Here is a 21858-nt window from a genome sequence, read left to right as displayed (position 1 = left end):
AAAAATATTTACACTACCTCATAGAACCTTTGCTATATCTCGTTAACTCATTAAGAATAAACAATAATATTGCCAAATATAAACATGTTGTATATAATTTTTATATAAGAGGCTATGAATTTTAGCATAGATTAATCCGACTTCTCATTTTAATAAGGTGTTATTGCAATGGAAAAGGCCGTTAAATCCAAACGCACTGAATGGGGTATTGCAAGACTTCTTCTGCATAAAAACAAAGAGCAAATTTTTACTCTTTTAGATCAAAAATACACAGCTTTAATGATAATTAATATGTTAGAACTACCTGTACATCGGACAACATTTTATCGTTTCGTAAGCCAATACAGACATAAAGATATTAAAAATACTCTGTTACCTAAAACCACTGATACACCAGCTGATACCACTCCAGATAAAACAATCACAAAAATTCCTCCGAAAGTTTGGAAACGCCCCGAAATGCCAAGTTTTAATTACAACCCTTCCGACTACAAATTAGAGGACTTGATTTAGATGTAAGCTAATAAGTTTTACAGCAGCGTTATTAAAAAAATCGATATCACTTCAATTCAAAATTTGTGTATTGCATCATTTGCTGGTTTCCTGTTCAGCTTGATCGCATCAGACTGTAAAAAATCTTGAAATTTTTAATTTAAACAAGTATAAACAATTTGTATACGCTTCGCTATCAACAGATGGAGGCCAGCGTGAAAGCAAGTAATAACCTTTGCTTTCTCCCTTTTGTATTGGAATACCACTATGCTCAAGATTAGGAAGTTGATTGCGTTGAAGCCAAGTTTGCCAAGCCGCAGCTCTATCAGTCTCAAAAATTGAAATGAATATTTTTGCAAAATAACGTTTAGTTTTATGCTCTAACCTCAATGGCTCATCAATTTGTATTTTTGGATTTAACAAATTTGAAAAATTGCCGCTTTTCTTTTTATATTTTCTGATTTTATCATTGCTCGGCAAGACATGCCTGTAGGTAGCGCGTAAGCTGCCGCTAGGCTGTGAATGAGCTGACGCTTGTAATTTCGTACCGGAAGGAGATGCCTCATGCTTTGAAGCAACATGCGTCTCTGTTTTCATAGATAAAACTGAGTTAATATCGGCAATATTTAATTGAAACATATCCGACGTACGTGAACCATTACACCTATGGCGCCTTAATCTGCTTATTAAACCGCGTTCTTCTAATTTTTTAAGCCAATCACGCACTGTCCTTACACAGAGTTCAGTTTCCTGTGCTATGGTTGCTTGAGACGGCCAACACTCACCGAACTCGTTTGAAAAATTTGCTAAGCAAATGAGAACCATTTTACCGACTGGGTTGCCAATTTTTTGTTTCCGCGCCCATAGAGTAGCTAAAATTCCTATTATGCCACCTCATAAAAAAATGAAGCAAAACCAATAGCCTTATAAATTACTATATAGCGAACATAGTGCGAAACTATTGCATTTGCGCACATTGCCTTAAAAAAGTAACCAGTTGTTTTATTTGTTAAAAATTGCGCACCCGACAGAATTCGAATCTGTGACCTTTGCCTTCGGAGGGCAGAAAGTATCATTGCATATCACCTTAACTCATTGATATAATTGCAACATTAGAAAATCACAACGATAAGAATTTGCCAATTTTAATCAAATTTCGCTATATTTTTGCTACAAAACTGCTACAAATTTAAAGCTATTTTTAAGGCGTTTTATTTAATAGCTAAACATCAATATACTAAAAATACTCATGATCGATTTAACGATCTAAATCAATAAGTTAAATCTAAAAAAAATCAATTTTAATGTTTACAACAATATATAATTGTGCTATAATAATGTATTGTTTTAATCTTTACCTAAAGAAAGGGAGTTTAATGGATATATGCTTGAAGATAAATTGCTTACCATTACGGAGACTGCAAAATTTTTAAATATTGGTGTCTCTACATTTAGAAGAATGATTACAAATGGGGACGCACCAATTTTTAGCAAAATAGGAAAAAGTATAAGATTTTCTTATCAACGTATAAGTGAATGGGTTGAGCAAAACGAAGTTGAAATTTAACAAAAAGAGATGAAAGGAAATGAATTATAATAAAAAAGCTGATATGAAGAATATTACTGTTATTCAAAATATAAATGGATCTGATACATATAGGGTACAAATTAGACAAAACGGCAACCGCTATCCTGCTAAGACATTTAATACATTAAAGGAAGCCAAGGCTTACAGAGATAGATGTCAACATGAATCTTATGAAAATACAAATCCTGTTGCCAAACCAAATTCCACTGAACGATTTCGTGATACAATTAAACGCTTTAGAGACGACCTACATTCTATTAGAAGAAAAGAACATTCTGTTATTTCTGATATGAGTAGGTTAAATAGCTTTTTAAAACGTGAAAAGTGGTTCTGTAGCCTCATTACATCCAATATAACCGATATGGATATTAATAAGTTTATATCCTCTCGAAAGAAAGCCGTTACCTTCGATACTGTTTTGCGTGAGCTTACCTTGCTTAAAGGTGTATTTAGATATTCAATGCGCCGTCTGCGTATAAAAGATAATCCCTTCAATAGTGAATTTATTGATCGTCCAGCACCATCTGAGCCAAGGGATAGAATTTTATCTTCTGAGGAAAGAGAAAAGCTAATCGCAGCCTGCAAAAAATCAAAATCAAAGTGGTTAACTTATGTGGTGAACTTCCTGCTTGAGACAGGAATACGCAGAGGTGAATTAACAAGCCTTAATTTTAGCGATGTAAAGGTAAACGCTGATAATACCGTTCAAGTTCTTATACGTGATGTTAAAAACTCTAGAAAACCCAATCAGGTTATAAATAAAGTTATTCCATTAAGCTCGGTTGCAGTTAAAATAATTAATGATTTAAAAGCATCAGCAATAGACGATAGAATTTTTCCAATAACTGGCGATGCAATAACACGCATGTTTGCTCGTGCTACAAAACAAGCTGACATCCCTAATTATAGGATTCATGATTTAAGGCATGAAAGAATTACATCTCTTGCGAATGCCAATACGCCTCCACATGTAATTCAAAAAATTACGGGACATCGTGATGTACGATCTGTTAATCGTTATATTAATCCTAGCGTGGCTATCGCCAATGAATATCTTAAGCAAGCGGATGCATATTCATTCCGTATCGATTAGCATTTTTGTTAGTTAATATTAAGCTTGAAGCTATTTGGCTAATCACCAGAATTTCAATTATTATAAATAGTATAAAGTAGTATAGTGCGATCGCATTTTGTTGAGGCTTATCCCTTCAAAACTCTATCAGCATATTTTGAAGCCATTAACACCGATAGGTTTTTCTATCGGTGGATGTTTAATAGTGTCTAAAATTTGAGGTAAATATGAATTTTAATTTTAATGAAACTTATAAAAATGAATTTATTACAGAATTAAATGAATTTAAATTTAACAATAATTATTATAAAAATAAAAAAAGAATAGATGGATATTCGAAGAATATCATTAATGAAATTAATTATAATTATAATTTAGAGTCAAATTTAGAATATATATTACTTAATAGTTATTTTATTACAATAACATATTCATATAATAATCTTTTATTTAAAAATTCTAAATTAAGTCAATTAAATTCACCGATAACTAGCTCCAATGCTGACTTGTCAGCATTGCTCGTTTACGAGTTCCGTGATTATTATAATAGATTTACAAGGAAATTTACAAATGACCGCAACTTCATGACCCTTAAGCCTCATAAAGATAGACCTATTACATATGGTTTTTTAGATGCTGAAGGAACACGATGGGGTACATTTAAAAATGAATACAACAATATACATTTACATGCCTTAATGGTCATACCTGAAAATAAGCATTTGGAATTTAAAAATTGTAATAATGCATTTTTTAAAAACTCAAAGAACCAAAAGCATTTTTCATTTGATAGTGTTGATATTCAAAAGGTCTATGATTATGGATTAGGGCTTAATACTGTCCCTTATCTGCTTACCTATGCAAGTAAATTCATACCACAAAATGCGAAGCAACTAATTTGTAAAATAGATCAAGAATTTTTACCGCGATACAGCAATGGGAACTTAGATTTTTATCATTAAATTGAATCTTCCATTTTTGAATACTATAATGAATAGATATTACCTAGCAAATGCTTAATTCAAGTGGACCATTAATATTAGAATTCGCTTAACCTTACTAAGTGGAAACTTAAAAATTTAAACATTGTATTTTATAACACATTTTAAACGACGCACCTGCGATCACTCAATTTCTATGCTAATCAACCAATAAAATTATTTACTTATATTACTTTACGTTAACAGTAAGAATCATTCCAAAATTTAGTGCGTGTAAAATAGATAAAACTCTCTTCACGCAAAAAATATGCTATAAAACAAACATATTTTTAAATTTAGGCTTAAATAAAATCATGAATATAGACATTCTACATAAATTATTTGCAAAATATACGAAAAAACGTGCCGCTGCACCTACAATTAAGTGGAAAAGTGACTATAGCCACACTTATGAAAGAGTGAAAGAATATAAAGAAAAATTACAAAATAGATATAATTTAACCGTTGAAAATGATAAAGATTTTTTAAGTGAATTATTGAAAGATGATAGAAATGGCGTAAGCACGAATGGTCAATCTAATATCACCAATGATGCCTTTGAATATTTAATTAACGATACTAAATTTATAACTATTGTACAAAATCTAATATTAAATCCAAATCTTGATAATTATAATGCACTTCAGCAACATGGTAAATCATTATTAAACGAAATAAAAAAAAGCAATGCACCTTTGTTATTTAATCGTGCATGTGCTTCATGTACATTAGATGTTTCAAGCGTCGTGCATGAGGAAAAACTAACTAAACTTGTTAATTTTTTAATTGAAAAGCAAATTATTGAATTTCCAAAAGATATAAATCAAGAAAACTGGTTTGAAAAAAACATTTACTTAGTTGAAAAAGTCCGAGACGCTTTTGCAGATGAAATTAAAAATAATGCGATAGACATGTTCGATATAAATATTTTCATATGGGATATATATGAAAAGGAGGTGAGTGAAATTTGCTCCGTAGAAGAAGCAATAGAATATTTAGATAAAAGATATCCAGGAACTAGAGATGGAACTCAGTATATAAAAGTTTATAATACAAATAATGGAAAAGAGTTAGCTTTAAATTCCAACCAGAATAAAGTAACAATATATTGTGACACCTTTCCACCTGTAGTATTAAATTTAACAATTAAAAGACATTATGCTGCTACAGAAACAAGAAATAGTAATTTAAATTCACGCGCAAAAACTTTAGCAGAAGGCAAAGAAGCGTACTTATTAAGTATAAACAGCCTTGAAGAGTTAGAAATTTTTTGTGATTGGTATGAAGGTAAGTTAGAAATCATACAATCCCCTGATGTTTCTTTGAAAAACAAAAACACAGATAAAAGTAAACTAAACCAACCTTTAAACCGTATTTTATATGGCGCGGCTGGCACAGGTAAAACTTATCACACGATCAATCATGCTTTGTCCATTATTGAAAATGTAACATTGGATGCACTAAACGATGAAAATCGTGAAACTTTAAAACATCGTTTTGACCAATATAAAGAGCAAGGTTTAATCAAATTTGTCACCTTTCATCAAAGTTTTAGTTATGAAGATTTTGTCGAAGGCATACGTGCCGAGACAAATGCGCTTGGGCAATTAACATATAACATTAAGTCAGGCATTTTTAAGGAAATTTGCGACTTAAACATTCAAGATGGTTTAATGCTTTTCCAAGTGGCAACCGAATTTGGTGATTACACTTTAAATAAGATAACCAAAGAGTTGCTTGAAATAGAAAAACCTAATGGCAATATAATCCATCTATCACGCGATTTAATAAATATATTATTAAACGCATATAGAGAAAATAAAATCACCGCAAATGATTTTTCTGAAAAGCAAGTCATTGATAAATTGGGTAAAAATATATTGTTAGAGCCATATTTAATCAATGGCTATAATTCCATTTTGGCAAGATTAATCCCATTTTTAAGTGAATATCTCGACGCTCATTCTAGTAAAAAGCAAAACTACGTTTTAATCATTGATGAAATCAATCGTGGCAATATCTCGCGTATTTTTGGGGAATTGATAACGCTTATTGAGGATACAAAGCGCCAAGGATCGGAAGAAGAGCTATCAGTAACGCTGCCATATTCTAAGCAAGAATTTTTTGTGCCTAAGAATGTTTATCTTATTGGTACAATGAATTTATCTGATCGCTCTTTGACTGGTTTGGATATTGCTTTACGTCGTCGTTTTACTTTTATCGAAATGCCTCCAAAGCCAGAGCTATTAAAAGACGTTAAAATTGGTAATTTGAATATTGGTGATCTTTTAGACATCATGAATAAGCGTATTGAAGTTCTATTAGACCGCGATCATTGTATTGGTCATGCTAATTTCTTGTCCCTAAAAACAACACCATCAGTTGAAGACTTAGCTCTCATATTCAAACATAAAATCATTCCACAACTTCAAGAATATTTTTTCGATGATTGGTCAAAGATCAACATGGTTTTAAATGCTAATGGCATGCTAAAACAAAAAGACATTGAACATGCTCAATTATTTTCAAATATTGATATTGAAAACGGAAGCTTTATTGAAGAACAAACTATTTGGGAGATAGACGATAGGGCATTACAATCCATTGAAGCATTTTCTAAAATCCTTAATAGTTGATAGAGGATATTATGCCCATTTTCACAGTACGAGAATATGCTTTTATAAGCATTGCTTACGAGGGATGCCCTGAGTCCAGCTTAGAGCATGCTTATATTTCTGAAAGTGCGTTTAATCATTTATGTAAACTATTAGGATCTTTTAAAGCAGATGGTACGCGATTATTTGAATTGGCTGGACGAAAAAAGATCAAGCTAGATCAATATGTCGGAATTATTGAAACACCATGTGGCGTTATAATCGAAATATTGCCTAAACATATTGAGATAACATCAATTGAAGACAAACAAGAGATTATTAACAAAGAGCGAAACCTCCTTCAGAATATGCTCAAGGTCTCTTTACATTTACCTTATAGAGAAGCAGGAAGTGCAAATTTAAAGAATTTTAGGCACCCGTTGCACGAATGGATTATTACGCAATTTCTAAAAGCTTTTAAAACCTTAGTACAAAAAGGCTTACGTTTTGATTATAACCGCGTGCAAGAGGATCAGAAATTTTTACGCGGACAATTGCGTTATGTAAAACATATGCGACAATCGCCAACACAAAAGCATATATTCCCAATTGAACATGATATCTATGAACTAAATCGCGCAGAAAATCGGCTTATCAAAACTGCCCTAGAAATCGTGTGTAAAAAGACAAACGATGCAAGCAATTGGAAAATGGCGCATGAACTTCAATTAATGACACATGAAATACCAAAAAGTGACGCTATCCAACAAGATTTTAAAAAATGGCAATCAAACCGCTTATTAACACTTTACGATAATATTAAACCATGGACAGAGTTGATACTTGGGAAATATATCCCTGTCGCCACACAAGGTAATTGGCATGGTATGAGCTTATTATTCCCTATGGAAAAGCTATTTGAATATTATGTTGCCTATCACTTGCGCCGTGAACTCAAAGCTTGGGATGTAAAAACACAATTTTCTAGCCAACATATATGCAAATATGACGGCAAGCCAATTTTTCGGTTACGCCCTGATATTCATATTGAAAATAAAGAAACAAAGAAAAAAGTTGTTTTAGATACAAAATGGAAACTTTTAAATCAAAATGATATTCAAAATCGTTTTGGACTGAAAGATAGTGATATTCAGCAAATGTTTGCCTATAGTTATTTTTATTTAAAACATACAAGTGAAGTTATTTTGATTTATCCTTTTATGAAAGAAAAATTTGACAAACCATTACTCGATTTTCAAATTAATATTCAAGCTGGTTCAGCTAAAATAAGAGTTGTCCCTTTTGAACTTGAAAATCCTCAAAATATTAAAAATTTTTTATTTATTTAATTTTCCTCATCATAGAATATAACAAAATTCCTTAAATTCTAATAGAGGCTTTTTATCAGACTACATGTTTATGCAAAATTAAAATAAGTATTTTAATGTTATTAATTTAAAAACGACTTAGTTATTTTGGTCTTAATGGTTTAAAATAATTTAGGATCAGGAAAAATATTTGAATAAAAGTTCATATCTAAAATGAATTATTATCTTTTATATGCGTCAATTATGATTTCACCAAATTAGTTTTCCAAAGCTCTATTAACCGTACGTCTCGATAGTCCATTTTCACGAGCTATTTGCGATATATTCATTTTCTTTGCAGCATCGCTTTGAATTTTTTTAATCATCTTATCAGTTAAGGCTTTTGGGCGCCCTAGTTTCTTGCCTTGTGCCTTGGCTCTTGCTAATCCTGACTTGGTACGCTCGATAATTAAATCACGCTCAAAGTCGGCAACCATGGATAGAATACCCAAGGTTAGCTTACCTATGCTTGTATTTGGGTCTACATCACCTAATTGAAGGCATTTAAGTGCAATCCCCTGATCGCTTAATTTACGAATAGTTGTTACAACATCAATCATATCACGCCCAAGCCGATCTAGCTTGGTAACAACCAAAACATCCTCTGCTCGCATTTTACCAATCATCTCTAAAAACATGCGTCTTTTATTAACCGGTACGCTACCGCTAATATGCTCAGAGAAAATATAGTCGGGTGAGACAGATAATCTATCTTTTATTTCTTTTAACTGATTATCGGTTGTTTGTTCTTCAGTAGAAACGCGCAAATATGCAAAAATAGCCATAGTTTTAATCTCCATGCGCAATAAGGGTAACCATAATATAGCGCATGTGTTTTATTATTTAAATACCCTTATTGCCCGCATGGGCATAAATGACCGTTTTTGCACACCAAATATAAAACTTAAAAGCTAATTCTGATTTGAATGTTTTTTAAATCGAAAGGGATAATAACGAACCTTTTTTCAAACGATATGCCTCTTGTTGTAACTGTAAAAAGATAATCGGATAGTTCAATTATGACCTTTTTGAGTTCAAAGTCATCGAGCAAACAATCATTGATAGGCTGATAGCCGTAAATGTGCCCTAAAATCTTGCCTGTTATTGAACCTTCTGGATATGAAACTCCGCTTTGATTAATAACTTTATAATGCCATCTTCAATTTAATTGCAGTAAGTGCACAATATAGGGAAATAGCTAATGCCTCTTCTGCTTTCCAGCCTTTTCCTATAAGCTTAATTCCTTCATAGGTAAGAAGATATTCAAAAGCGAGCAGCAAACCTTGCGTAATTTTCTCATTCGTTTCTTTGTTGGTATAAGTTTCTGTATATTACAAGTCTCATTAATTGCAGCAACTAAATGTAAACCATTTTTCAATGCATATTTACGGTAGCAGAAGCATTTCTTGCTATATACTTGATTAAACAAAACACCTTCTAACATATATGAATAATCAACATTTAAAGCAGTATTGTTTATCCCTTGCATGTCAAATCAACGCAAATAAGAAGCTGCTAATTGACACAATAATGTATCAATGCTTTTTTCTTAATCACAAAATACAACACAAATGATACCCTTGACAATAAAAAGTGTCATTTGAGTATCATTAGTAATTTTAACCAAACCACCATAAGCATGTGAATATTCGGTATTTTTTTTCCAAATTTATTGATGATTTCATCATAACCCACAAACTCAACAGGTGCACCTAAAGCATCACCAATTGCACCACCTATAAGACAACCTCTAAATTAATCTTGCATTTTATTAAATCCATTCGATTTACGCATGAGGTTTTTCCATAAGTTCTTTATTACATCATATTTAATCTAATAAGTTTGGCTGAGTTTCTCTCTGTGCAGTATTGAGTAGTTTTTTCCCATCATAAAGTCTTCGTTCAAAGTCTTCTACAAACTCGTCTTTTCTGCCTTTTGCATCATCATTATAAAATTTAATACCTACCAATCTGACATTATCATTTTCACCAATAATGATAATCCTATCACTATTGATAGTTTCAAGCATTTCTTCTTTCCATTGATCTTCTAATAATCTGTTGCCACCTTTCGGCTCTAAAAATACTTGATAATATTCGTTGCTTTCTTTCTTCGTCATAATCATAATAAAATCAGGCATAAAGCCCCTAACGGCATTAAACTCGGTTAATTTAAAACGCGTTGATCGTTCATCATTTCTGATAACATAAATTTCGCTATAATCTTCCTTAAGTTTTGACATAAAACCCTCAAGAAGTTTAATCAATCTATGTTCCAATTGGTTTAATATTGCCTGATCATAAACATACCACGTTTTTCCAATAGAAGATTCAGCAGTTATAATTTGGCTTACATCGCTTAACGAAGTTTCATCAATGATCATGCTATAATCAGTGATAACTTCTTTAAGAGGCTTACTAACAAAATTATAAGTACCTATATATTTTTTATTATTTCTTTTTATGTTGTTTGCAATTCTATCCATGACCTCATTTAAAATTTTCAACTTATCTTTAGCAGATAAATTTTCTAATTTTACTTTTGAAGGCAACTGCACAATGATAGTCAGTTGTTTTAGATATTCATCACTTACAATAAACTCTTCAATACTTTCGAGAGTAGGAAAATATTTTTTTAGGTTATCAAATTGATAAAAATCATTTGATTGAATTGCCTTTTGAAAATATCTTTTATCAACTTCTAATGTCAAAGAATATACTTCAACATCTTCATGATTGGATAATTTATCTAAACTCACTTCCGAAAGATTTTTAAACGTCACTTCAAATATTTTATCTAATGAATAGGATTCCCATGTTCTTTCATTATCTTTTATTTCTTCAACCTTATTAAAGAAAAGTTTGCCTTCTCGATAGATTTTTGACTCTTTAAATTCTTCTTTTAATTTGGCATTTACTCGTTTTCCAGAACCATCAACTTGAGAAATAACATTGGCGTTTTCTAAGGAAGCATGTAAATTCGTAATATAACTTGGATCATTAATTGTGTGATAATGTAGCTGCTCTAATACACTTAAATCACTGACGCTATTATCAAAACGTCTGATATAACTTTTTTCACCATTGTAAATAAATGGATAATATCTTGCGCCGCGTCCAATTAACTGTGCTTCGGCTTCTGCTCCAGTTTTAGAGCTCGAGGCTTTTTCTTTAATGCGAACAATGTCATATAAGTTTAATACATCCCAGCCTTCATTGACTTTTGCAACGGCAAAGACTGCACGAATAGGATTATCCATTTCTTCTAAAGTGTTTAATAAAACAGGTCGCTCTTCCATCAAATCAGTTTTGTTGACATTCAATAAATTCATTTCATCAAAATCTTTTTGAATGCCTTGAACAATATTAAGCAAATTACCTTTCGCATAACGCTCAATAACTTTATTCCATATACTTGTAATGCTTATTTGCGATTGTTTATCCGTTAAATGCTGTTCAATTTTATTAGGCGATAGCGCTTCTATCATCTGAATAAAATCCTCTTGTTTTGCTTTGGAAACAGCGATGAGATTTGATTTAAATAAAATAACAGGTTTGAAATTTTTAATACCGTTATCCATTGCCACTAATTTACGATATTGACTTAACAAAACAGCATCAAGCATTTTGTCGTCATCATTTTGATCCGCTTCTAACAGCATTACTTTTTTAGAGTAACCATCCGACATGAATTGCTTGAGATCATATTGATAAACAATCTTGTTTTTATATTTGTCATATAAATTTTTGTTTTCTAAATCGATTGTTGCAGTAAATTCAAATAAACGATTTTTAGGCTGCAAACGAAGAATCGCCTCAACGGTATTTTCCCAAGTCTTCTCATCATCCTCTTTGTCATCACTTTTTTTAGTGGCAGCATTGAAGTGATGCGCTTCATCGCCTAATAAAACGAGTGGGAATTCCTTTAAATCTTCTGCACTCACGCAGTTTTCACGGCGGTTTCTAAATTCATCATGAATCTTATGAATAGTCGAAAATTTAATATAAATCGTATGCTTATCTGGCTGAGCAGGAAATGTATCAACTTCTTTAATCTCTATTTGACGACCATTGATCTCTATAGTATCAGCAAAAAGATATTTTGAAGATGTGGGGTTTAATAGGTTTTCTTTCGTTTTTTGAATAATAGCATCTGTATGTACAAAGAAAATGAAATTTTGATATCCAAATTCTTTAAACATATAAAGGATAACAGCAGCCATCACCATTGTCTTACCTGAGCCCGTCGCCATGTTAAACAATAGATGATTATAGCGGAAATCAGCACCTTGCTCATTTTGCGAATATTGCAAATTTCGCAACGCTTTTTCTTGATATGGACGCAAGTCATCTTTCAAATTATCTTTTATATAATCAGATACGTTAATGGTTTTCATAAACAAATTTAATTGTTTATCATCTTCCCATTGATTAAAAAGCAGGTCAAGCTTCTGTTTTTTTACAGCCTTTGCCATTAACTTAATCCTTTTTATAGAAACTTGCTGTAAATGCTTTTTCTTCCATAGAAAAATTTAATTGCTTATCTTCCATCTCTGAAGCGTTTACATAAAGCTGGTTTTTATCTAAAAGCTCAATCAATAGCTTCTTCTGTTCTTGCAAATCCAATTCATTAAACGAGAGAAAATGGTCAACACCATCCACTTCATATACTTTGTTTAAAATGCCATCTAATTCTACTTGATAGTTAAGATGCGCTTTTTGCCGCATCTCTTCATAAATGATTTTTAAATCATCACTAGTTGTTGCCGCATCTATGACATCTGCAAATTCATAATTAAGCTTTTTCAACTCCGCATAAACAAAACTACCACCACCTTGCCAGCTAACATCCTTAGAAATACCGCCTTGTTCACCTTCAATAACTTTTTGCAAACGTGGTACTGTGATATCAGCTATATAATCCATTTGTTCAACGCCGATATATCTCCGTCCCATTTTATGAGCGACAGCAGCAGTGGTGCCGCTTCCAAGATGGAAATCGAGAATAATGTCATTTGATAGTGTCACGCTATTAATTATACGTTGCAGTAATTGTTCAGGTTTTTTACCTTTTGGAAAAAGAACTCCACCTTCTTTTCCAACACCGCCTGCAGTTTTAATGTCAGTCCAAAAATCGCCTGGATTATATTCAAGATATTTATCTGCAAATATAATTCGTATTCTTGGATCTTTTGAAGTTTCATCAAAATTATTTTTAAAAATATTTAGTTTACCAGTTGATGTAAGTAAAGCAGATATTTCATTATTTGTTCTTGCATTGATGGCACGCTCTTTAATACTTCCTGCTCCGACTGCTTGAATTATGCGCCAAGAATTCTCCCATTTAAATTTATCTTGTTGGTCTTTACTGATATCATTTTCATTAAAATAGCTGGAAAGACTTTTTATATTTGCTAAAGAGACAATCTCATTTACAAGATTTACTTCATCTATAGTTGATTTATTTTTTTCCATTATTTCTTTTATTGTTTCCAAATCATCTTTGTTAACATTCAAAATAATTTCTTTATATTCATTGTTCCAAGCGTCGATAGGTATTTTTACAGGATTTAAAAATGTTAAGTTTTCTTTCTTATAAAATAAAATGTATTCTTTTAATTTTGGAAATCTTTTGTCAGCGTGGGACATTTTAACTCCCGTTGCCTCTGACATTTTAACACTAATTACATTAATTTTATTCGTTTGCCCAAAAATACTATCCATCAAAATAACTAAGTATGCCTGCTGATTGTCATCACATTGCACAAATATGACACCATCATCGCTTAACAATTCTCTTGCCACTTCAAGCCGATTTTTCATAAATGTTAGCCAAGTAGAACGGCTAAAGCGGTCATTATATTTAAAGCCGTCATTGCCTGTATTATAAGGTGGATCGATGTAAATGAGCTTCACCTTGCCAGCATAGCGTTGTTTCAATGAATGTAGCGCAATTAAGTTATTGCCTTTAATAATTAAGTTATCCTCATCATTAAAATTAGTGATACTTTCTTCAACACCATCTTTGTTATAGCGCTTCGCATTGGTCAAAACTTTGGGTCCAAAAAGGCGGTCAATTTCATCCTTAGCGATAATTTCATTATAATAAATTTCATTCTTACCTTGCTCTTCTGTGCTCATTCCACCTTCAAGCACACAATCTTTATAAGGAAAATCTAATACAACATCGGAATTATATTCAAGGTAACGCCCATCTGTCGTTAAGCCAATTTTATTGCGATATTTTGTAAAGCTATCTGCCCAATATTCTTTATATTTAAGGATAGAAATTAAGCCATTAAAATCAAAAACTAAAACACCTCCAATATCAATACCGTAAAGAGATTTTATTTTTTCATTTTGAATGAATGCTTTTATCAATTCAGGCTTTTTATTTTGAATATCTTCAATCACCATTGTACGGTGCAACTTGTCAGCTTCCCAATATTCTGGAAATTGCTTTAACACAATGTTTAGAGCATTAATTAATTCTGTTTGCATCACTAACCCTTAAATAATGGCTTCAATTAATCATCATTTATATATGATAAAAACTCATAAAAATACATTTAAAAAGCATTTGTCATCATGTTTTATTTATGATTATATAATGAATACAATTCATTAAAGTACCCTCTATCAAATCAAAGGAATTGCTATGAAACTGTGGAAAATGCGCAAATCTTATGAAGGAAGAGAGCTTCCTTCCTTTAAAGACCAATTATTATAAGAAGTTGCCCATTTTGACCGCGCAAGAGTGATAAATTCCTCTGCTTTTAGAAGATTACAAGGAAAAAGACAGGTTTTAAGCATCGTGAAAGTGATTTTTACCGTAATCGATTGACGCATAGTTTAGAAGTTGCGCAAATTAATCCGTCAACTTTTTGATGTCTTTTGTGAAAATCCTTTATTTATGGGTGAATATCATCTTGAACTCTATGAGAACGAAAAAGGCATCAAACATCGTATTGTTTGCAATTATATTGCAGGCATAACAGATTACTATGCGTCTAAAAAATATCAACGCTTATTTATGCCTGATATTGGCTCAATTTATGATCAGTAAGTTGATTGAATAGCTACTATTCAATCCTATTGAACAGAGTACAATAATTGTTACACAAATATATCGTCCATTAAAATAGACATTTCTAATTCAGCAAGTGATTGTTCTGCACTCATATGTGTGATCCAGCGTCCACCGCGCTCAATCCAAAGATGTTGGTATTTTGTCCAGTCATCAATTAAAATATCACCTTTATTTTTCATATGAAGGCTTTTATCTTTTGACAAGCAGGTAATCATTAATTGGCTTTTACCAATATGTTTATCAACCCATTTTCTTTTATCATCAGCAGCCGACGGCACTTCTTTAGGAACACCAGTCAAAATAATAGGGTTATAATGTGCTATCCCCTCCCATAATTCCTTAAAATCTTCCATAGGCGGAATATTCGCATAATAACTTTCTACACCATTCACCAACGCCCAATCGACATTGTCATCAACTTTAGTCGGTTTATAGCCAAAATAGTTTTCATAACCTTTATCAAAATCAACAAGCACACCATCCATATCAATAAATAGAGTATTTTTAGTTGTTTTTTTTATATTATATTTTTTTAAAAACTCCTCTTCAATCATTGGATTAAAAGGCTCATTCCATTTATCATCTTTTGAAGATGTCATATTTTACCTCATTAAATTAAAACGACTTGAAGGCAAACACTGTAAGCGCTTACTTATTCGTTTTCAGAAATTTTGATTATTTGATTTGCGTTTATGAATTTATGAGATTTGGACTCAAAGCTTGTAGCAAAATAATGTAGCTTTCAAAACTATAAGGTTACTATAAGTGACAAAACACATTAGTCAATCCGAAATTTAACAGTGCTTTAAAAGCTCTATCGTAATCTTCCAATTTTATGCATTTTTATGTAAATAATAACAATCCAATTTATACAGGAGTTATGCGCTTCCAATAAATCTAATGATGTTCGTAGTGAAAAGTATCTACTCGCAACAAAGTCCAACAGGGGTAATACGCGAAATTATAGTCAGTTGAGCAACATTTTGAAATATATCAAATAAACCACGAACTACATGCGTCTGCTTGATCATCGCCCCAAATAGATTGAGTCTAACAATAAATATCACTTATTTTGAAACGAACACATAAATCCAAACATATCAATAGTTTTTGCTTTTGTGTAATTTATATCTGTTTTTTTCTTTGAACTAAAATCTACTGTTGTATAGGTTTGAGCTATCGTGTCTATGGATTGTTTATGCTTATCATAAAATTTTTTAATTACTTTTAATGATTTACTATTAAACGAAGTAAATGCACAATCGTAATTCAGATCTTTAGATATCAATTTAAAAGTTTTTTTAAAATAAGCGTCATAAGCTGGTACATTTCCAAACACACCTAGCATAATTTTTGTAATCAAAATATCTGAAGGTTCTTTTGTATTTATTTTTAAGCACTCTTTTATATTCTTATGAAGATTTAATAAAAATTTTATGCTATCTTCATTATAGCTACTTACGTCTATATCCCATGGTGACAAATGATTTAACTCTAAATGGTTTTTTTTCAAAACATCAAAATATTCAATAACTTTTTCATAAATTGAGAGACTATTTTGTAATAAATAACTTGAACCTCGATACATTCCCCAACTTGCTAGGTAAAAACCTAAATGTAAGGAACTTAATTCCATATTATCTGCAAAGGAATATCTGGAGGTATTACAGTTTCTTTTAAAATAATTAAAACAGTAATCAAAAGAATGCGCTCTATCACTATTCAGCGATAACTCATTTTTATATCTCTGTATTGAATTTATTATATAATTATCGTCAACTTTTATCATTTGTTTATCTCTCATTAATCTACATAAGCATCACAGAAACCATCAGATGGCATTCTTGTGCGGTTTATGGTTTTAAATTTATCTTTTTGCATTTCCAAATATTCAATCACACAAGCTTTATTTTGGGCGGCATTGATATCATTCCACACCACTTTGATAAGGCGGCTGTTGGGCTTATATTGCAATTGCATTTGATAATTTTCCTCCCCACCAAGAGGAAAGCTAAATAATTTGCCGCTTTTTAAATCCACCACATACGCAATAAGGCAGGACGAGCCGCAGCCAATTTCAACAATGCTATATTGTCCAGCAAAATTAACACCCTTTTTGGCAGCTTCAGTAATTCTTGTTTTAAAGGTTAAGCCACCATTATCCTTGGTGAGCTGCAATTTGGCTTGCTTGCCTTTATAAATTTGAGTGGCTGGATAATTTTCAAATTTTTGTGCTTGCGCTGGGCTTATCAATAAAAATGCTGTAACAAACAATGCGCCCAATATCTTAAAAGATATATTAAACTTTGCCATTAAACATCCTCCAATTAAAATGACTTTTTCTATGGCTTAAGTTACGGTGAAAATAGCTGATTTGTAAACGCATTAAATTACATCTGAATTATGGGGGCTCTTAAATGAAAAAGATTTATACAGCAGTGCTTATAGCCAGTATATCAACGTTTTTAATAACATCATCACATGCGCAAGATTGCAAGCCAATTGCACAAGTGCTCAAAAGCTTTAAATTAAACAAGCAAAATGTTTTAGTTAAATTTTGCCAAGAAGAGGTCTGCACTTATTATTATAAAAATCCTGCAAGTGAAAAAGCCAAGCCTTATATTGAAATTGTTGCCAACCATGAATTTATGGAAGACCAGCAATGCGCTTATGAAGTTAACACGCTAACCACCAGCGCATTTAAGCAAATTGAAAAAAATTATAAAGCTGGTAAATATGATGGCGATAATGAAGGGGAGTAAGGCGCGTTTTTTTCATGGTCAAACCACTTCCATGATAAAAGCTAGTCAATTGTCGGCGAAGCTTCGTTAAAGATTCGCTCTTCAAGCCTATCAAGTACATTTAAAACAAGTGAAAATAATAACAAATTTAACTGCGCTCAAAAGGATCAATGCGCTGGTTTAAAACACATTTTCACGCCAATTGCTACAAAACTGCTACAAATTTAAAATTGAACGAAAAAAAATACAGTAAATAATGCCTTAAAATATTGATTTTATTATATTTTAATGGCGCACCCGACAGAATTCGAATCTGTGACCTTTGCCTTCGGAGGGCAACGCTCTATCCAGCTGAGCTACGGGTGCGTAATTGATTCCTGAAAAATCAATTTTTGCTTTCTAACCTATCAAAGCGTAGCCTTCAACTAGCAATTTTATATAAAACCAATTTTATTAATAAATGTAACGATTGATAAGATAAATAAAAAGCAGAAAGCCTCATTGAATAGACTTTCTGCTTGTCAATTTGTTAAATAGAATGAGCAAGCTGCTTATTTAGGGTGGATCATATCCTCTGGACGAACCAGACGATTATAATCTTCTTCGCTTACAAGACCGCTTTTTAGTGCTTCATCACGCAAGGTGGTGCCGTTTTTATGGGCGGTTTTTGCAATTTTTGCAGCCGCATCATAGCCGATAGCAGGTGCTAATGCCGTGACCAACATCAAGGATTGTTCCATAAGATCTTGGATGCGAGCGCGATTAGCAACGATACCATCAACACAATGATCGGCAAAGGAGCGCATGCAATCTGATAGCAAACGAATAGATTGCAAAACATTATAAGCAATAACTGGCTTATAAACATTAAGCTCAAAATGCCCTTGTGATGATGCAACAGTAACAGTTGTATTATTACCAAAGACTTGGCATGCAACCATTGTAAGCGCTTCGCACTGGGTTGGATTGACTTTGCCCGGCATGATTGATGAACCCGGCTCATTTTCAGGCAAGCTCAATTCACCAAGGCCAGAACGAGGGCCGGAACCTAAGAACCGAATATCATTGGCAATCTTAAACAAATCAGTTGCCAAAGCATTTAAGCTGCCATGGAAATAAGTAATCGCACCATGACTTGCCAAGGCTTCAAACTTATTACTTGCGGTTTTAAACGGAATGCCAGTGATGGTTGTCATTTGCGCGGCAAATTCTTTATCAAACCCAATCGGCGCATTAAGACCCGTACCAACGGCGGTGCCGCCTTGCGCAAGATAAAGCACGCTTTTTAACGCTTCTTCAACACGCAATTTGCCATGTTCTAGGCTAGCGCGATAGCCTGAAAATTCTTGCCCCAAGGTGACTGGTGTCGCATCTTGTGTATGGGTACGACCAATTTTGATAATGTCGTTAAACTCATCCTCTTTTGTTTTTAGTGCCAAGATAAGATGGTCAAGCGCCGGATAAAGACGCGTTACTGTTTCAATGGCGGTTGCAACATGAATTGCTGTTGGAAATGAGTCATTTGAAGATTGGCTCATATTGACATGGTCATTTGGGTGAACGGGCTTTTTTGTGCCCATTTCGCCACCAAGCATTTCAATAGCGCGGTTTGAAATAACCTCATTAGCATTCATATTGCTTTGTGTGCCAGAGCCTGTTTGCCAGACAACCAATGGAAAATTATCATCAAACTTGCCATCAACCACTTCTTCGGCAGCAGCAATGATAGCGCGTCCAATTTCGGGTGATAATTTGCCAGCAACCATATTGGCTTCAGCAGCAGCTTGTTTAACAAGCCCTAAAGCATGAACAAGCGGCAAAGGTTGTTGCTCGGTACCAATTTCAAAATTGTGGATTGAACGCTCTGTCTGTGCGCCCCAATAGCGGTCGCCGGGAACTTCAATCGGTCCGAAGGTATCAGTTTCTGTACGGGTTTTGCTCATTTTTGCAATCCTTCTGATTTTACATGGCCGGGAAACCGGTGTAAGTGCTTATGGCGCACTGCATAAAACAGGCGCGATAGTTTTCTTGTACTTGCTACACGCTATCATTGGCAAGACATCGTACAATATTTTGATGACTTATATATATTTTAATCGATTTAATCATTATCATGGTTAAAATGGTTATGATAATGATTATTTGAACTTAAAAAATGCTTAAGCTGTCCTTTAGGAAAAATTGGCAATATTATTCTAAACCCAAAATGCCTAAGCTGTTTTGTTAGAAACATTAGCCGAATTCCTTTTAATCAATCTAGCAAGACTATTTGCATTTTCATCTTTTGATATAAGTCCGAAAATTGGCGAGTCTGCTCCTTCGTTAGCGGCTACATTGGCAACTAATATTGCAGCCATAGTTTTAATTTGCTCGCGCAATACATTCAGCGTTTGTTCCTTGGCTACCAATAGTTTTTTATTTTCTTCATAAAAATGGGATATTTCTTGATCGGTTAATGCCGTGAGACTTTGCATATCACCTTCACCACGTAGATTTAGTTTTTTAAAATCTTGTTGGTTGTCAGTGGAAAGGTTTTTGTTAAAGTTTTCAACCGTTGCTGAGGTCTCGTTATCGTTGCTTTCAGCCATAGTTGATCCAATTGTCAAAGCTTTTTGTTCAAGCAGCGCAGATTTTGCGACATTTAATTCTTGCTTCAAAGTAACTATTTCATGACTAAGCTGCTTATTTGAATCTATTAATTCCTGCGTTTGTTGTTCAAAAGATGCGAGGTAATAATTACGCTCGCGCATTTTGCTCGCATGAAGTAAAGCCTCTGCATAACGATTTTCAGATATTTTGAGCAGTTCTTCCAACCTTGCCACAGTTGTTGCATGTTCAGCCCGCAAAAAATCGCGCTCTACCTCAACTTCATTTAATGAAACGGGCACTTCCATGCGCACCGCTTTATTGGCAAGGAAAAGTGCCCTTCGCCAAACCAACGGAAAAACAAGCATCACCAAAAAACCGGTAACGGCACTACCAAAAATGAAAAATAAAATGGATTGTACCCAAATCATAGAAGCTACTCATTAATTGAAATAAGACTTGTAGTGGCTTGATAATTTCCATAAATGTTATGTAAATTTATGGTAAATTTGCCAGTGAAGGTTGTTAATGTCAGCCACCATTCTTAAAATGGATTCCATGTTGGCTTTGGCGTTAATTTTAAATAGCCAATATTAACACCAAGGCGTGCCCCAAGCCCAGTGCGGATAGGTACTAAAAGCACTTGTTTACGCTTCAATACATTAAAGCCAACGCCAGCAACAAGATAGGCAGAACCTGAAACACCGCCGTAACGCCCCCAAATATTACGCACATTATCAAGGTTATAGACAAGCATCATAACGCGTGAGCCTTGGCCGCCATAATCAAGACCAATAGATGGGCCTTGCCAAAACATGCGATAATCACCAGCATTTTTTGTGTAAAGTGCTCCTTCACCGTAGGTTAAACCGCCAATAAAAGCACCTGAGCCTTCTTCACCTTGAATATAGCCATTAGGAAGTCCGTGGCGTGAAAAAATATTTTGAATTGCGGTGGCAAGTCCACCCGATGTATCACCAAAAAAACGATGACCTGAATCAATAATTTCCTGCGCGGTATAATGCTCGCTGCTATTATTGCGATTTTGCGCCACTGTTGGTGTTGCTATGCTCGCACAGGATAAGAATATAAGTATCGCAGCAATAGGATTTAAAAGCCGCAAGTGCAAAAAGCCCTTTTGTCTAGAAAAAAAGGATAAAATGGCATGGAACATTGAAACTTTCCTTTGCTGTCTTTCACCTTGTATCAAGATGTATATGGTTACTATTTGAATGATATTAACGTTGAAAAATATTCAAATCCTTAAGAATTGAACTTTTATTTAACTTGATTGAAAATTACGTCATTCAACATCTGTTGGCAAAAAACCACACTATCTGTTGGCAAAA

Annotated in this window: 19 protein-coding genes, 1 tRNA gene and 1 pseudogene; 9 read left to right on the top strand and 12 right to left on the bottom strand. The window is 33.2% G+C overall.

What is annotated here, in order from left to right; genetic code table 11:
- The first annotated feature begins 168 nt into the window (after positions 1-168).
- On the top strand, positions 169-513 hold the full coding sequence (locus H3299_RS08565; RefSeq protein WP_182417275.1) for a hypothetical protein: 345 nt from the start codon (positions 169-171) through the stop codon (positions 511-513).
- Between the two features lie 108 nt (positions 514-621).
- Here H3299_RS08565 and H3299_RS08560 read toward each other — a convergent pair whose 3' ends face one another.
- Positions 622-1317, bottom strand: coding sequence for a helix-turn-helix domain-containing protein (locus H3299_RS08560; RefSeq protein ID WP_182417274.1), 696 nt, complete (start codon positions 1315-1317; stop codon positions 622-624).
- 559 nt (positions 1318-1876) lie between these two features.
- On the opposite strand from H3299_RS08560, the gene H3299_RS08555 reads away from it, so the two are divergent.
- The 5 genes from H3299_RS08555 (at position 1877) to H3299_RS08535 (ending at position 8075) form a co-directional block, all read left to right on the top strand.
- Positions 1877-2059: a helix-turn-helix domain-containing protein gene (locus H3299_RS08555; protein ID WP_182417273.1), complete on the top strand. Its 183-nt coding sequence runs from the start codon at positions 1877-1879 to the stop codon at positions 2057-2059.
- Between the two features lie 19 nt (positions 2060-2078).
- On the top strand, positions 2079-3173 hold the full coding sequence (locus H3299_RS08550; RefSeq protein WP_182417272.1) for a site-specific integrase: 1095 nt from the start codon (positions 2079-2081) through the stop codon (positions 3171-3173).
- 206 nt (positions 3174-3379) lie between these two features.
- Positions 3380-4114, top strand: coding sequence for a hypothetical protein (locus H3299_RS08545; protein ID WP_182417271.1), 735 nt, complete (start codon positions 3380-3382; stop codon positions 4112-4114).
- A gap of 332 nt (positions 4115-4446) precedes the next feature.
- Entirely contained in the window at positions 4447-6768 is a 2322-nt protein-coding gene (locus H3299_RS08540; RefSeq protein ID WP_182417270.1) for an McrB family protein, read from the top strand.
- An 11-nt stretch (positions 6769-6779) separates the two neighbouring features.
- The gene (locus tag H3299_RS08535) at positions 6780-8075 is read left to right on the top strand and encodes an McrC family protein (RefSeq protein ID WP_182417269.1); all 1296 of its coding nucleotides are present in this window, start codon (positions 6780-6782) and stop codon (positions 8073-8075) included.
- 236 nt (positions 8076-8311) lie between these two features.
- Here H3299_RS08535 and H3299_RS08530 read toward each other — a convergent pair whose 3' ends face one another.
- The 4 genes from H3299_RS08530 to H3299_RS08515 all read right to left on the bottom strand — a co-directional run bounded on the left by H3299_RS08530 (position 8312) and on the right by H3299_RS08515 (position 14593).
- The gene (locus H3299_RS08530; protein WP_182417268.1) at positions 8312-8878 is read right to left on the bottom strand and encodes a recombinase family protein; all 567 of its coding nucleotides are present in this window, start codon (positions 8876-8878) and stop codon (positions 8312-8314) included.
- Between the two features lie 811 nt (positions 8879-9689).
- Entirely contained in the window at positions 9690-9833 is a 144-nt protein-coding gene (locus H3299_RS15805) for an ADP-ribosylglycohydrolase family protein (protein WP_210276161.1), read from the bottom strand.
- A gap of 88 nt (positions 9834-9921) precedes the next feature.
- Entirely contained in the window at positions 9922-12567 is a 2646-nt protein-coding gene (locus H3299_RS08520; RefSeq protein WP_182417267.1) for a DEAD/DEAH box helicase family protein, read from the bottom strand.
- Between the two features lie 4 nt (positions 12568-12571).
- Positions 12572-14593, bottom strand: a complete 2022-nt coding sequence (locus H3299_RS08515) for a site-specific DNA-methyltransferase (protein ID WP_182417266.1) — start codon at positions 14591-14593, stop codon at positions 12572-12574.
- Positions 14594-14837: 244 nt separating this feature from the next.
- Here H3299_RS08515 and H3299_RS15800 point away from each other — a divergent pair.
- Both H3299_RS15800 and H3299_RS08510 read left to right on the top strand, forming a co-directional pair.
- Positions 14838-14962, top strand: a pseudogene (locus tag H3299_RS15800) (deoxyguanosinetriphosphate triphosphohydrolase); the annotation flags it as partial.
- 43 nt (positions 14963-15005) lie between these two features.
- Positions 15006-15158 (top strand): hypothetical protein, encoded by a 153-nt coding sequence (locus H3299_RS08510; RefSeq protein ID WP_371739839.1) that lies wholly within the window; start codon positions 15006-15008, stop codon positions 15156-15158.
- Positions 15159-15208: 50 nt separating this feature from the next.
- Here the strand turns inward: H3299_RS08510 and H3299_RS08505 are convergent, their stop codons facing one another.
- The 3 genes from H3299_RS08505 to H3299_RS08495 all read right to left on the bottom strand — a co-directional run bounded on the left by H3299_RS08505 (position 15209) and on the right by H3299_RS08495 (position 17495).
- Positions 15209-15781 (bottom strand): hypothetical protein, encoded by a 573-nt coding sequence (locus H3299_RS08505; RefSeq protein ID WP_182417264.1) that lies wholly within the window; start codon positions 15779-15781, stop codon positions 15209-15211.
- 464 nt (positions 15782-16245) lie between these two features.
- Positions 16246-16971, bottom strand: coding sequence for a hypothetical protein (locus H3299_RS08500; protein ID WP_182417263.1), 726 nt, complete (start codon positions 16969-16971; stop codon positions 16246-16248).
- 14 nt (positions 16972-16985) lie between these two features.
- Complete coding sequence (locus H3299_RS08495) at positions 16986-17495, bottom strand: hypothetical protein (RefSeq protein ID WP_182417262.1); 510 nt, start codon at positions 17493-17495, stop codon at positions 16986-16988.
- A 104-nt stretch (positions 17496-17599) separates the two neighbouring features.
- On the opposite strand from H3299_RS08495, the gene H3299_RS08490 reads away from it, so the two are divergent.
- Positions 17600-17944 (top strand): hypothetical protein, encoded by a 345-nt coding sequence (locus tag H3299_RS08490; RefSeq protein WP_182417261.1) that lies wholly within the window; start codon positions 17600-17602, stop codon positions 17942-17944.
- 268 nt (positions 17945-18212) lie between these two features.
- On the opposite strand, the gene H3299_RS08485 is transcribed toward H3299_RS08490, so the two are convergent.
- The 4 genes from H3299_RS08485 to H3299_RS08470 all read right to left on the bottom strand — a co-directional run bounded on the left by H3299_RS08485 (position 18213) and on the right by H3299_RS08470 (position 21578).
- Positions 18213-18289 (bottom strand) — tRNA-Arg (locus H3299_RS08485).
- Positions 18290-18474: 185 nt separating this feature from the next.
- Positions 18475-19866: a class II fumarate hydratase gene (gene fumC, locus H3299_RS08480; protein WP_182417260.1), complete on the bottom strand. Its 1392-nt coding sequence runs from the start codon at positions 19864-19866 to the stop codon at positions 18475-18477.
- A gap of 267 nt (positions 19867-20133) precedes the next feature.
- Positions 20134-20940 (bottom strand): hypothetical protein, encoded by an 807-nt coding sequence (locus H3299_RS08475; protein ID WP_182417259.1) that lies wholly within the window; start codon positions 20938-20940, stop codon positions 20134-20136.
- Between the two features lie 113 nt (positions 20941-21053).
- The gene (locus tag H3299_RS08470) at positions 21054-21578 is read right to left on the bottom strand and encodes a DUF1134 domain-containing protein (RefSeq protein WP_371739838.1); all 525 of its coding nucleotides are present in this window, start codon (positions 21576-21578) and stop codon (positions 21054-21056) included.
- Between the last annotated feature and the right edge of the window lie 280 nt (positions 21579-21858).

This window comes from Bartonella sp. HY038, assembly GCF_014117425.1.
Classification (GTDB): domain Bacteria; phylum Pseudomonadota; class Alphaproteobacteria; order Rhizobiales; family Rhizobiaceae; genus HY038.
Note: the sequence above shows the minus strand (reverse complement) of the source record. Positions and strands in the feature narration are given on the sequence as shown.

Bases quoted from the DNA above. Each gene is read 5' to 3' on its own strand.
- H3299_RS08565 (WP_182417275.1), top strand. From the start codon at position 169: ATGGAAAAGGCCGTTAAATCCAAACGCACTGAATGGGGTATTGCAAGA.
- H3299_RS08560 (WP_182417274.1), bottom strand. From the start codon at position 1,317: ATGGTTCTCATTTGCTTAGCAAATTTTTCAAACGAGTTCGGTGAGTGT.
- H3299_RS08555 (WP_182417273.1), top strand. From the start codon at position 1,877: ATGCTTGAAGATAAATTGCTTACCATTACGGAGACTGCAAAATTTTTA.
- H3299_RS08550 (WP_182417272.1), top strand. From the start codon at position 2,079: ATGAATTATAATAAAAAAGCTGATATGAAGAATATTACTGTTATTCAA.
- H3299_RS08545 (WP_182417271.1), top strand. From the start codon at position 3,380: ATGAATTTTAATTTTAATGAAACTTATAAAAATGAATTTATTACAGAA.
- H3299_RS08540 (WP_182417270.1), top strand. From the start codon at position 4,447: ATGAATATAGACATTCTACATAAATTATTTGCAAAATATACGAAAAAA.
- H3299_RS08535 (WP_182417269.1), top strand. From the start codon at position 6,780: ATGCCCATTTTCACAGTACGAGAATATGCTTTTATAAGCATTGCTTAC.
- H3299_RS08530 (WP_182417268.1), bottom strand. From the start codon at position 8,878: ATGGCTATTTTTGCATATTTGCGCGTTTCTACTGAAGAACAAACAACC.
- H3299_RS08520 (WP_182417267.1), bottom strand. From the start codon at position 12,567: ATGGCAAAGGCTGTAAAAAAACAGAAGCTTGACCTGCTTTTTAATCAA.
- H3299_RS08515 (WP_182417266.1), bottom strand. From the start codon at position 14,593: ATGCAAACAGAATTAATTAATGCTCTAAACATTGTGTTAAAGCAATTT.
- H3299_RS08510 (WP_371739839.1), top strand. From the start codon at position 15,006: ATGGGTGAATATCATCTTGAACTCTATGAGAACGAAAAAGGCATCAAA.
- H3299_RS08505 (WP_182417264.1), bottom strand. From the start codon at position 15,781: ATGACATCTTCAAAAGATGATAAATGGAATGAGCCTTTTAATCCAATG.
- H3299_RS08500 (WP_182417263.1), bottom strand. From the start codon at position 16,971: ATGATAAAAGTTGACGATAATTATATAATAAATTCAATACAGAGATAT.
- H3299_RS08495 (WP_182417262.1), bottom strand. From the start codon at position 17,495: ATGGCAAAGTTTAATATATCTTTTAAGATATTGGGCGCATTGTTTGTT.
- H3299_RS08490 (WP_182417261.1), top strand. From the start codon at position 17,600: ATGAAAAAGATTTATACAGCAGTGCTTATAGCCAGTATATCAACGTTT.
- fumC (WP_182417260.1), bottom strand. From the start codon at position 19,866: ATGAGCAAAACCCGTACAGAAACTGATACCTTCGGACCGATTGAAGTT.
- H3299_RS08475 (WP_182417259.1), bottom strand. From the start codon at position 20,940: ATGATTTGGGTACAATCCATTTTATTTTTCATTTTTGGTAGTGCCGTT.